Origin of the sequence: Dictyobacter arantiisoli (assembly GCF_008326305.1) — a bacterium.
Taxonomy (GTDB): Bacteria; Chloroflexota; Ktedonobacteria; order Ktedonobacterales; family Ktedonobacteraceae; genus Dictyobacter; species Dictyobacter arantiisoli.
Window position 1 is genome coordinate 53828 of sequence record NZ_BIXY01000034.1, and the last position, 12038, is coordinate 65865.

Sequence of the window (12038 nt, forward strand, 5' to 3'; positions counted from 1 at the left end):
GCCATGCCTTAAAAGTGCAACACAAAAAAACCATAGAAGTAAGGATACGTATCAGTCAGTGGGATACCTGATACCAGCGAAGCCAGTAAGAATGCTCCCAAACGGATGTAGGCAGCCAGTTGAAACAAAAAGAAGTTTTGCATGTTCACAAACTGACCCAAAAATGGTAGGAAAAAGAAGAGAATGAGGATGATAAACGGTCCATAGGTCGCTGAGCGTGCAAATTGTACAGCTTGCTTACTGGGTAAGAGCGTATACACAATTTGATATCCATCCAGAGGATAAAAAGGGAGAATGTTAAAGATCGCCAGACCGATGTTGACGGTCGCAAAAACGGTGAGCAATTTCAAGACAAAACTTAAGAGGATGTTTTGCTCGTAAAAAGGATAGAGAAAACGCGACAGCGCCGCTACCGCCAATCCGACAAGCAGGCTGAAAATGGGGCCAGCACAGGCCACCAGGAGGACACCAGTATTTGCGCTGACACGCATCTTCCAGGGATCTGGCTTGACTGGTTTTCCCCAACCCAATCCGGTCATGGATTGAAAGGCGAGCACGATACACATCAGTAAGCCTACTGGTTCAATATGCGCGGATAAGCTCAAGGTTCGACGCTCGCTGGTATTTGGTGAGTGATCCCCCAACCAATAAGCCATCTGAGCGTGGGCCCATTCATGCAGTAATATCGCCACAAGGAACGAACCGATTATCATTAGTGCTAATAACACATCTAACATTCATTCACTCTTTCAAGCTAAAAGATCAATCTCCATGCCTTCATATGCTGAGCGTGTCCGGGCGAAACTGGCGCAGGCCTCGGCCTCCATTGTATCCAATTGGTCATCATTATAGGTTGGCTCATGGTGAAAGAGGATAAGTTGCTTCACCCGGGCACTTCTGGCAACATCAAGCGCCATGGTTACAGTGCTATGACCAAACCCATGCTTCATCTGCTGATAGTCGGCCGTTGTGTATTGCGCATCGTGAATCAAGACGTCTGCCCCGGCAATAAAATCCAGGATAACCGGATCACAGCCGTCACTCCATTCTACGTCGGTCGCATAGACAACACTATGACCTGCATGCTCTATACGATAAATAATAGCACCATTTAAGGGATGGCTGTGGGTAAAGCAGGCGATAACACGTGTTTCGCCACCTTGCGCTACGGATAAGCTCGGGGTACGTGGGAAAAGGGTTGGCTCTGACTCACCATGGAGCCAGCGAATACACTGGGTATCCTCAATCGTATGAAAGGCACGCTGCGAAGGTAGATGACGTACATCTACTGGAAAATAGGGCGGCGACATTAACGGCACTAATAACTCTTCTATATTTTGATCAGCTAATTGAGGACCAAAGAGATGGAGATTGATACGTGGGTCAAAGAGGGGCGAGAAAAAAGGAAATCCTTGCAGATGATCCCCATGCCCATGTGTGATGAACAATGAGAGATAGCGAGTCGCTGATCCTTGTAATTGCTGCATTAAGCTAGCACCCAGGCCGATAATGCCACTTCCCGCATCGAAAATAAGCGTGTGCTCTCCTGCCTGGATTTCGACACAGGCGGTGTTGCCTCCATGGCGTAGCGTACCAGGACCAGGGGTGGGATAACTTCCACGCACGCCCCAAAAACGAATCAGAAAACGCGATTCCTCAACATTAGCCATAAAAATATTGCTCCTACGCCACCAACTTTTTGTGATAAATGGCCCACCCTATTATACCGTTTTGTGAAAGTATTGAAAAGGTTGCTTCCTCTTAATTAATGAAACGATTAAACAAGTTCATTCGTGAACTTATTGTTAAGTATAGGTTAACTACCGCATTTCTATCCTTGGAAATCATTTTCTTTCAACACTGTACTTCGACGAGGACGATAACGTCACGCACAGTATGCAAATACATTATCAGAGGAGAACAAACATATGGCCTCTTATCGCTCGACAGACAGGAATGCTAGCCAGGCCAAACGCAAAGCCCAGGATCTTGGTAGCGACGCCGTCAGTAACGTAGAATCAGGCGCCAAGACTACACACGATTTTGTTAAAAAATTCTATCATGATTGGTCTTTACATTTGACCCAGGCACTGACGTTTGGTCTGGTGACTTCCGTAATTCCTCTTGGCATGTTACTCGTGGCAATTGTCGGCCGCATTATTGGTAGCCTTGATGCGCATGCGCAAGCACAGTTTATTAAACACCTGCAATCGTTGTTACCTCCGCAGATATTGCCTGCACAAATTACGACATCAGCACTGCAAAAGTTCACACAAAGTTCCGGCATCTGGATTTTCTTCAGTATCATTTTTGCGATCTTCTTTGGTTCACGCCTCTTCACCTTGCTTGAGGCTTGCTTCGATATCATCTATCATGTACCACAGCGTCCCCAGAAGCAGAAAAACATACTGGCAATTATCATGGTTCTCGTTTTTATGATTCTGGCTCCATTACTGGTACTGACCTCATTGGTGCCGGAACAGGTACTCGCACTCTTACAAAATACCTCTCTCAACGTTCACTCGAACATGGTGAATCGGATTGTGGGTATCATCAGTAGCTCGATCGTCTCGTTCTTACTGTTCGAGATCATCTATACTTTTTTGCCCAATCGCCAGGGCATGTTTAAAACACGCGCCCGCAATAGTGTCCTGGGTGCGGTGGTCGCAGCCATTGTGCTACAGATTGGACTGATTGCTTTCCCTCTGTATGCTCAGAGCTATACCAATGGGATTGTCAATCAGATTGCCTTCGCACTGGTATTCATGATCTTCTTCTATATCATTTCACTGGTCACATTGATTGGCGCAACCGTCAATGCGTACTTTGTTGAAAATGTTCCGCCCACACCACATGATTTTGTCACACGCGCCAGCCACAGCAACTAAGCTCCGATAAAAAAGACCAGCCACAGGTGTTTGTGGCTGGCCTTTTTTTGCCTCAATCTGCTCTAATAAAGTTTTTGATTCCCACTCCCAGCGGGATCTTGCTGCTCACTGGCTGGCTGGCGCATGCGCGCCTGCACCCTTTTTATTGTATATTGCTGTAAATGTTCATATCACATTTACAGCAATATACAATAAAAAGATGTTTGAGCGCCATTAGGGCGAAAATTCATGCGCAGAGATCGTGAAGAGCATAGGAGTCAGACACTCTGTAGCCGGGCAGCATGCGTCTCTTTTTTTCTAGTGAAAGATTGTACTGCCTATCAAGCGATAAATGCTCTATATGGTACAATGGATACTCAATAACATGCTTGATGGGCAGGATATTTTTCTACGCGGCACATCAGAAGCAGGAGCGAGGAGTACGCAACGATCTATGGGCAAGGAAAAAAATAATCATTCACCGAACGGCTGGCATCCACAGGATGAGGATGACTACGTCGACTATCGCTATATCCACGAAGATGACTATGAGGATTATGGAGAGTATGAAGAGTATGAAGACGATGAGCAACCTCCATTCCGCCGTCCTTCACATGGGGCCCGTAGACCTTATCCCCGCACACAGCGTAGCTATGTCACGCCCGAACGTGATATCCCGGCCTCTCGCCCTTCACGCCAACCTGCCCCGCAGCGTACCATGCGACGGATTCCACCTGCACGCAAGCGCCGTACCTGGCCCACTCTGCTCACAGGCTGCGTGATTGGTGTCTTACTGGTGGTCGCCATACTGGCCGCACTGGTGATCCTGGGCTTGAATGCGGTACAAAATGGCGGGCATCTCAGTGGTATCCCTGGCCTGCCTGGTCTGAAAACATATACGCGGACCAGCAGTCAGGATGTCGCGCTCTCACAACTATCGCAAATTCAGGTTTGCGACAAAATTGGCAATGTCACCTTGAAGGTTGATCCCATCGCAACCAAAACGACGGTCAGCGCCCTCAAAACGGTTCAGGCAACCAGCGACTCCGCCGCACAAACACTCCTGCAACAAATGACAGTAGCTGTGCAATCCCCTTCTACAACCGCTACAGCCACAGGTTGCCCGACAGAACAATCCTCTGGCAATAACAGCACACCAGTGACCAATACAACCACACTCACCAGTACCAGTACAACAGCAGCGAGCACATTGATGATTACAGTCGCCCTGCCACAGGTTACCAACAATCAGGTGGATTTGACCGTAACGCTTCCACCAGCGGCTATTCAGAGTGCTCAGACGGCGCTGGCCCTCTCAGTCAATGCCCCACGTGGAAATATTGATGTCACAGGAATTAGTGGTGACCTCAAACTGCTTGCGGCTACAGGCAACGTTACAGTCAGGCAGGCCATTATCACCGATGGCACCCAGATCGAAACCAGTCAGGGCAACATTACCTTCAACGGCTACCTCCTCGTTCCCCCCGATAGCCAGAATACAACCAATCCTCCACGCTATCTCATCCGGAATGAGACAGGTAATATCGATATCTCCTTACCAGCCAACACCAACGTTACACTGGATGCCAACACGAATATTGGCGCGATCAAAAGCGACTTCGCCATTCCCGTCAATAACAATGGTGGGCCGGTTAATTATCATGGAGCATTAAATCCAGCACTTGGCACAACAGCCCTGGCAACTCTTGTACTAGATGTAAGCACTGGCAACGTTCATATACAAAAGGCCACTCAGTTAGCGCCATAAGATTACTGCTTGTCACCTTATGAGTGCTAAAGTATAATGACACATGGTCAGGGCTTTCATGCTATGGTATCATCTTTTCTCTCTATCAAAATCTCTGGAGAGTGATCCTGGCCTGACAAGGTGATCATAAAGAAAGGAGAGCTGTAGTTTCTATTCTCTTACAGACCAAGGGTGGCGAAGAGACACTACAGCGAGTTCTCATGGACGCAGTAAACGAGACATCTATCCTTAGCACACTCCAGGTTGTGACCGGCCCGATGGCAGGTACTACATTTCAGATCACAAAGCATATTACCAACCTGGGACGCGAACCAGACAACGATATTGTGATTTCTGATCCTTCAGTTTCTCGTCACCATGCACAAATTATCTGGAATAATAGTAGTTGGTCGATAAAAAAGCTAGTGGCCCAGAACACAATGACACTCAACCAGCATCCCATCAGCCAATCCCCACTGAGTGATCGTGACACAATTGGTCTGGGTCAGGGCACAACCTTGCTCTTTCAAATCAAGGCAGCCAAACCTACAGACCTCTCCACCGAGCGAAGCTCTGCACCGAATATGGTTCAGGCAAATCCGCCCACGCCATCAATACCGATACAGAACAGGGGAGTACGGCCACTACAGCAACAACCACCACAACCACCAGTGTCGCCTCCTGTACGCAACACACCATACTATGCACCAACTCCACCGCTCAATGCGTACCAATCAAGCGGCGCAGAGACATCATTTACCATAGCAGAGCAATCCGGCATAGATAGTGGCACAATGGTTGAGAATGGTAGTAGTGGCATACCCACGCTCGAAATCAGTACCAACACCGATCAGGAAAAACAGCTCTATCCCTTAACCTCCAATCAGCAGCAGTTCGATATTGGACGCGATCCATCCAACACCATCGTAATCCAACGTCCAACCGTCTCAAGTTTTCATGCCCAGATCATTCGCAAGGGCAATCAGCTTATCTTTATCCATCCACATCCCAAACGTGGACACACCTTGAATGGACTCACCTTCCAGGGTCAAACCATCTCAGGGCAGGAATCCTTTCAACGTGTGCTGACACGCGGGGATGTATTTCGTATCAGTGATGCTAACGGCACCTTTGTCTCGCTGGCCTATAACGATGGCAGTGGACGCGTCCAGGATGCTGTGCCGGAATTACAACCAATACCGCTCGGCGCACCAATTATTACGCTGGGACGAGCCACCGACAATATGGCCGTGCTCAAACATCCACAGGTATCGGGACACCATGCCCAACTCATCCAGATTCCCGGCGGCTATCGCATCGTTGACCTGAACAGTACAAACCATGTCTATGTCAATTCTCAGCGCACCTCCAACCAGGTCCTTCAGCCAGGAGATGTCATCCGCATTGGACCTTTCAAGCTGACCTACACAGGCAATGTACTGACCCAGCAAGATGAAAGCAATGGCATACGCATCGATGCCTTAAATCTCAAGAAACAAGGCAATCGACATGTTGTCCTGATCGACGATATATCTGTCGCTATTCCCCCACGCAAATTTGTGGCCCTGGTAGGCGGCTCTGGCGCAGGTAAATCCACCTTGATGGATGCACTTAACGGTCTACGCCCGGCCCAACAAGGCACCGTACTCTACAATGGACAGGATTATTATCACAATCTGGCTGCCTTCAGTACACAACTCGGTTATGTCCCTCAGGATGATATTATTCACCGCGAATTAACGGTTGAGCGAGCGCTCTATTATGCAGCTAAACTGCGCCTTCCCAGCGACTTCACCGAAACCCAGATCAATGAACGCATCACCGAAGTGCTGGAAGATGTTGAGATGAAACATCGACGTAGTCTACTCGTTCGAGATCTCTCCGGTGGACAGCGCAAACGTGTCTCTATCGCCCTGGAATTGCTTGCCAAACCCAGCGTCTTCTTCCTGGATGAACCCACCTCGGGACTTGATCCCGGTCTGGATCGCAAAATGATGCTATTGCTGCGCAAGCTGGCCGACAAAGGACATACCATTGCCCTGGTCACGCATGCCACGAATAATATCAATGCCTGCGATTACATCTGTTTCCTGTGTCAGGGTGGACGACTGGCCTACTTTGGTCCTCCCAATGACGCCAAGGCCTATTTTGGCAAAACCGACTTTGCCGAGATCTATAGCGCCCTGGAGCCAACGGATGAGAATCCCAATATTCCAGCGGAAGCGGAAGCTAGATTCAAGCAATCGCCGGATTACAAGCGTTACGTGGTAGAGAGTATTCAACAAGGACCAGCAGGCAAACTGCGAGCAGCCCAGCCAGCGGCCCCGATCAGCACACCCAAACGCGGCAATCCCTGGAAACAATTCTTTTTACTCTCTATGCGCTATCTTGAATTGATTCTCAATGACCGCGTCAATCTTGCCATCCTGGTATTGCAGGCACCTATTATTGGCCTGCTGCTCCTGGGACTCACCGGTCATGGCACTTTTAATCAGAATAAGATCGCCACCTGTGTGGCACATGTGGTCATGACCGATCCAACATCACGGCGTACGGATGATTGCCAGGTTGTGGTCAATTTCCTGCAAACGGATCAAGGAAAAGCGGCCGCGCAAGCACAAAACATGACGCCCGATACCTTTCTGCAAAACTCCATATTACCAGGCTCAGGTGGCGATGCCCAGAAAATACTCTTTATTATGTCCTTTGCTGCTATTATGTTTGGATGCATCAATGGTTCGCGCGAAATCGTCAAAGAGGCTGCGATTTATCGCCGTGAGCGTGCTGTCAACCTCGGTATCGCGCCCTATCTTTTTTCGAAAATCGCGGTCCTGGGCATCTTCAGCCTGTTACAGAGCTTGATTCTTGTAGCTCTGGTCTCAGTCAACGCTCCTTATCGCCATGGTGTCATTCTGCCACCCTTCCTGGAAATATATGTTACAATGGCGTTAACAGCCCTGGCAGGCTTAATGACAGGACTACTCATCTCAGCAATTGTGCCCAATAATGATCGCGCCATGAGTATCGTTCCCTTACCGCTTATCCCACAGGTTGTCTTTGCCGGAGTTATCTTCTCGCTAGACAATCCGCCAATCCTCCAGGTATTGGGAGCCTTCTTCAGCACACGCTGGTCGATGGCTGCCATGGGTACCACGATTGGCCTGCATGGGGATAAATTAGGAGCCGACAAATTTTCGTATGTCTCCACCTTATTCTCATCCGTAACAGGGAATAATCAAGGGGCAGCCGTAGCGCACCTACTGCTCTCCTGGGGCGTCCTTCTGGCAATGATTCTTCTGCAAGGTGCAGGTATTGCCTGGTTCCTAAAACGCAAAGATATCCGCCACTAGAGTCACCCTTTAAGTTACAAAGGAACTAGAGTTCCATAGATACAACCTTCGCAAGATCATTTGTAACTACTCAGGTACCCTATAGAGTATTTTTGAGCTCAAAAGTGCTCACTATTGTCTCATCAATAGCTATTTAAAGGCCACTTTTGGACGTTTTATAAACTATTGTTAAGCTTATTGCTACTAGATGTAGTAACAAGAATCGCTAACGACACAAAATGTGGTCCTGAGTAGTTACGATCATTTAAGAATGTCTCGGACTTCCAGTTCCATCGGGATCTTGCGACTAACTTGTAGGGGTGGAGAGCATGGAAGTCCGAGACACTCTAAGGGTGCAACCCTTAACCTGGGTCCGGGGCTGCGCCCCCATAGGTGCGAACGTAAGCGGGATTGTTAAGGGTGCAACCCTTAACCTGGGGTTCGGGGCTGTGCCCCGATCTCTCACCTCCCTCTCGCCGCCGCACGCGGTGGCAGAAAGTGGCAAAAACTATATATTATGGAATGCCAGGGCATTCGCCCTGAGCGTTCCATAATATATAGTGGTACTTCTTGGCATCATCCTTGCTGGCAAACATTTCAATATGCTATTGTAGCAGTGTTCCAGCACGAATGGTTTATCTAAAGAAATAAGTAGGCTAGCCATGTTACTCAATAGGCGTATTATCGTAGGTATTTGTGGGGGAATCGCATCCTACAAAGCAATTGACCTGGTAAGTAAACTCCAACAGGCAGGCGCTCTGGTCGATGTGATTATGACTGAGCATGCGGAAGAATTCGTCCGCCCGCTTACATTCGCAACGATGAGCCATCGGCCCATCCATAGCGACCTCTGGGAGCCTTCGGGAGAAGCCGCAGAGACACATATCAAGTTAGCAGAAGAGGCTGAATTGCTGGTAGTTGTGCCCGCGACAGCGAACACAGTTGCCAAACTGGCACATGGCATGGCAGACAATATGCTCACAGCCGTTGCCCTGGCAACCAGAGCCCCGTTACTGCTGGCTCCCGCCATGCACACCCATATGTATACTCATCCCGCCACACAGGCAAATCTGACCCTATTGCGGGAACGGGGAGCATATATTGTGGAGCCGGAAGTCGGGCGCCTCGCATCGGGAGAGGTTGGCATTGGCCGCTTCCCCGAAACAGCTACCTTGCTTGGAGCCATTCAAAAAATCCTGGGGCAACATGGTGATCTTGCCGGTCGGCGTGTCATTGTCACAGCCGGTGGAACACACGAACCGATTGATCCAGTGCGTTACGTAGGGAATCGCTCATCGGGAAAAATGGGCTATAACCTCGCAATAGATGCAAGAGATCGTGGCGCACACGTTATATTAATATCGGGGCCCGTTGCGCTACCTGCACCATATGGTGTGGAACTGCATCAGGTAGAAACAGCAATGCAGATGCGTGACGTCGTACATAGCTTCATTACAAATGCAGATGTACTTGTGATGAGTGCCGCAGTGGCGGATTACCGCCCACAGGTAGCAGCGACACAAAAGATCAAGAAACAAACGCAGCATGAAGCCATGGGGCATCAGGATGGAGGCGCGTTAACCCTGCATCTGGTTCAAAATCCAGATATCCTGGGAGAACTCGCAACAACACTTGATGGTGATGGAGATGCCAGCAGAGGAAGCGGTGGCATCTCTAATACACCGGCAAAAAAACGCCTGATACGCGTTGGCTTTGCCGCTGAGACCGAACATCTGCTTGAGCATGCCCGGGAAAAGTTGCGCAAGAAGCACCTGGATCTGCTGGTGGCCAACGATGTCACTCGTTTAGATAGTGGTTTTGGCACAAACACCAATAAAGTGTTGATCTTTCATGCGGATGGCGCAATGGAAGATTTGCCAGTCTTGCCCAAAACCGGCGTTGCGACGGCAATTTGGGATCGAATTGTGCCGTTGCTAGGCTAGGTCAGGCACAATAGAGTTGGGAGGATGTGGCGCTGTGATGGGAGAATTTGTTCTAGATTTAATGGGTACGGAAAGTACGCGGGAGGAATCCATAATGGATCGTGCTGCTAGCGCTGGTTTTGAAGGCATCGCGCAGATGCTGCTTGAGCAAAAAAAATTAATGGACGCATTAGAGGCTGAGAACCGTGAGTTGCGCCGGCAGCTCGCCGATCTCCGCCGTGGTGTCGGTATTGCTGTGGTCATTGAGGGCAAGACAATTCAGCTCGCCAACGAGTCTGGATCCTCTAATCAGTCACAGGCATCACTTCAGGGCTTACAGAATATGCAGAATACTCCCCCGGCCATACCACCAGCAACCGGAAGTGGTACATATAACAACAATAGTCGCTCAACCAACGGTCAGTCTCAAGTAAATCTGAATGGTGACAAGCGCGAAAGTAATACCAATACGCGCAGCCCACTGGCTGATAGCTTCGTTTTATAAACCATTTCAATTTAGCAACAACAGGCAGAGCCATAAAAAAAGCGCTCCGGCCTGTTGTTTGTTTTTATGCGACTTCCATAGCAGAGCTTTCCAATGCTCATGCGCAAGGCAGGACACCAGGTCTAACATATGCGGAGAGCCCACGTAGCAGCCCCCGTTCTACGGGGGTGTTGCACGGCCAGCTCGCACCATGCTGTGACTCCACGCTGTTACCTACGCCTCCAGCGCTCTCTGGCTCGTCTTCGGGGCTAGATTTGCGTCTCACTCCCCCGTAGAACGGGGGCCGCTACGTGGGCTTTGGCCTGGCGCTGGAGGCTGCCCAAAAGAGAATGGGAAAACCCTATTTCCATAGTGAAACACTTGTATCTTCCTGCAAACGCTGCTATTATCAAACCAAGAACAATCCAATGATATTGCGATACAGCGGAAAAACAGCTATACTAACATATTCCAACCCGCTATTCTCCAGTACCATTGCTAGCATTGGTCACTCAAAGGAGGCCATCAATGACCTGCCCTCGCTGCCATAATCCGATAGCCGATGGGGTTAAATTCTGTGGAACTTGCGGCTCACCGGTAAATCCTGGTATGCCATCTCAGGGAATGTCGCAACCTGGAGGTTATTCAGCACCCTCTCAAGGTATCTATACACCGCCGAACCAGTTTGAAGAATATAGCAACAGCATGTTCGGCAATGCGGTTCCCAAGGCTGAACTGCATAATCCCAGGGGTCCCTTACATCTCGCGGATATGACAATCACGATTGATGGTGAGCTGGTGCCTGTAGTTGATATCATGTTGGGTAATCAGTTATCAGTCTACTTTGAACATCACATCCTCTTGTGGAAACATCCCGGGGTACAGATTGGCTTTAAGTCACTGAAAGGCGCAGGACGCCGTTTCTTTGCCGGGCTGCAAGTGTTTATCAGCGAAGCTCAGGGACCGGGCAATATTTCGTTCTCACGCGATTCTGTAGGCCAGGTAGTTGCACTCCGTCTCCAGCCGGGGCAAACAGTCGAGGTACGTGAGCATCAGTTCCTGATGGCTACGGGTAATGTAGATTACAATTACACGTTTGTGCAGGGAGCGGCCAATATTCTCTTCAGCCGTACGGGTCTATTCATCGATCAATTTACCGCGATCGGCAGTGAGGGAATTGTACTGCTACACGGCTATGGCAATGTCTTTGAGAAGATGCTGGCACCTGGAGAGGCGCTAGATGTAGAGCCAGGAGCCTGGCTCTGGAAAGATCCTTCGGTGCAAATGCAGATGACAACCGTCTCTAGCTCGCAACGCGGAGGAGGTATCCTGGGTGCGATTGGTGGCTTATTAGCTGGCGCATCCTTTACACTCAATCGCTTCATTGGTCCTGGCCGAGTTGGCATTCAATCGATGACCTATCATCCACCTACAGCTGAAGGTAGTCCACAGGCTGGTGGACAGAGCAATCTGGGCGGCCTTGGCAACTTTTTCAATAACTAAAGCTTCCGCTAACATTCTCAAAATCCTTATTTACACGGGTCACCCCGAATTGTTCGAACATCGGTTCGAACAATTCGGGGTGGTAGAAAAAGCAAGAGAAAAGAATGGATGATGCTCAATCCAGAGCCGGCTCAAGGCCCAACGAAGTCGATATAATGGTACGATGGTTTCTTTTAGCTTCTTTCC

The 12038-nt window shown here is 49.3% G+C and carries 8 protein-coding genes; 6 read left to right on the forward strand and 2 right to left on the reverse strand.

Going from position 1 to position 12038, the window contains the following annotated elements:
• Positions 1-8 precede the first annotated feature (8 nt).
• Positions 9-737, reverse strand: coding sequence for a site-2 protease family protein (locus F1593_RS12885; RefSeq protein ID WP_149401972.1), 729 nt, complete (start codon positions 735-737; stop codon positions 9-11).
• A 12-nt stretch (positions 738-749) separates the two neighbouring features.
• Positions 750-1670 carry an MBL fold metallo-hydrolase gene (locus F1593_RS12890; RefSeq protein WP_149401973.1) on the reverse strand — a complete coding sequence of 307 codons (921 nt, stop codon included), beginning with the start codon at positions 1668-1670 and terminating at the stop codon, positions 750-752.
• A gap of 258 nt (positions 1671-1928) precedes the next feature.
• Here F1593_RS12890 and F1593_RS12895 point away from each other — a divergent pair, with 258 nt between their 5' ends.
• The 6 genes from F1593_RS12895 to F1593_RS12920 all read left to right on the forward strand — a co-directional run bounded on the left by F1593_RS12895 (position 1929) and on the right by F1593_RS12920 (position 11852).
• Positions 1929-2888: a YihY/virulence factor BrkB family protein gene (locus tag F1593_RS12895; RefSeq protein WP_149401974.1), complete on the forward strand. Its 960-nt coding sequence runs from the start codon at positions 1929-1931 to the stop codon at positions 2886-2888.
• Positions 2889-3321: 433 nt separating this feature from the next.
• Complete coding sequence (locus F1593_RS12900) at positions 3322-4635, forward strand: DUF4097 family beta strand repeat-containing protein (RefSeq protein ID WP_149401975.1); 1314 nt, start codon at positions 3322-3324, stop codon at positions 4633-4635.
• A gap of 200 nt (positions 4636-4835) precedes the next feature.
• Positions 4836-7964 carry an FHA domain-containing protein gene (locus tag F1593_RS12905; RefSeq protein ID WP_172632087.1) on the forward strand — a complete coding sequence of 1043 codons (3129 nt, stop codon included), beginning with the start codon at positions 4836-4838 and terminating at the stop codon, positions 7962-7964.
• 641 nt (positions 7965-8605) lie between these two features.
• Positions 8606-9886 (forward strand): bifunctional phosphopantothenoylcysteine decarboxylase/phosphopantothenate--cysteine ligase CoaBC, encoded by a 1281-nt coding sequence (gene coaBC / locus F1593_RS12910; RefSeq protein WP_149401976.1) that lies wholly within the window; start codon positions 8606-8608, stop codon positions 9884-9886.
• A gap of 94 nt (positions 9887-9980) precedes the next feature.
• Positions 9981-10370: a hypothetical protein gene (locus tag F1593_RS12915; RefSeq protein ID WP_149401977.1), complete on the forward strand. Its 390-nt coding sequence runs from the start codon at positions 9981-9983 to the stop codon at positions 10368-10370.
• Positions 10371-10877: 507 nt separating this feature from the next.
• On the forward strand, positions 10878-11852 hold the full coding sequence (locus F1593_RS12920; RefSeq protein ID WP_149401978.1) for an AIM24 family protein: 975 nt from the start codon (positions 10878-10880) through the stop codon (positions 11850-11852).
• Positions 11853-12038: the final 186 nt, after the last annotated feature.

Bases quoted from the DNA above. Each gene is read 5' to 3' on its own strand.
- coaBC (WP_149401976.1), top strand. From the start codon at position 8,606: ATGTTACTCAATAGGCGTATTATCGTAGGTATTTGTGGGGGAATCGCA.
- F1593_RS12920 (WP_149401978.1), top strand. From the start codon at position 10,878: ATGACCTGCCCTCGCTGCCATAATCCGATAGCCGATGGGGTTAAATTC.
- F1593_RS12900 (WP_149401975.1), top strand. From the start codon at position 3,322: ATGGGCAAGGAAAAAAATAATCATTCACCGAACGGCTGGCATCCACAG.
- F1593_RS12885 (WP_149401972.1), bottom strand. From the start codon at position 737: ATGTTAGATGTGTTATTAGCACTAATGATAATCGGTTCGTTCCTTGTG.
- F1593_RS12915 (WP_149401977.1), top strand. From the start codon at position 9,981: ATGGATCGTGCTGCTAGCGCTGGTTTTGAAGGCATCGCGCAGATGCTG.
- F1593_RS12890 (WP_149401973.1), bottom strand. From the start codon at position 1,670: ATGGCTAATGTTGAGGAATCGCGTTTTCTGATTCGTTTTTGGGGCGTG.
- F1593_RS12895 (WP_149401974.1), top strand. From the start codon at position 1,929: ATGGCCTCTTATCGCTCGACAGACAGGAATGCTAGCCAGGCCAAACGC.
- F1593_RS12905 (WP_172632087.1), top strand. From the start codon at position 4,836: ATGGACGCAGTAAACGAGACATCTATCCTTAGCACACTCCAGGTTGTG.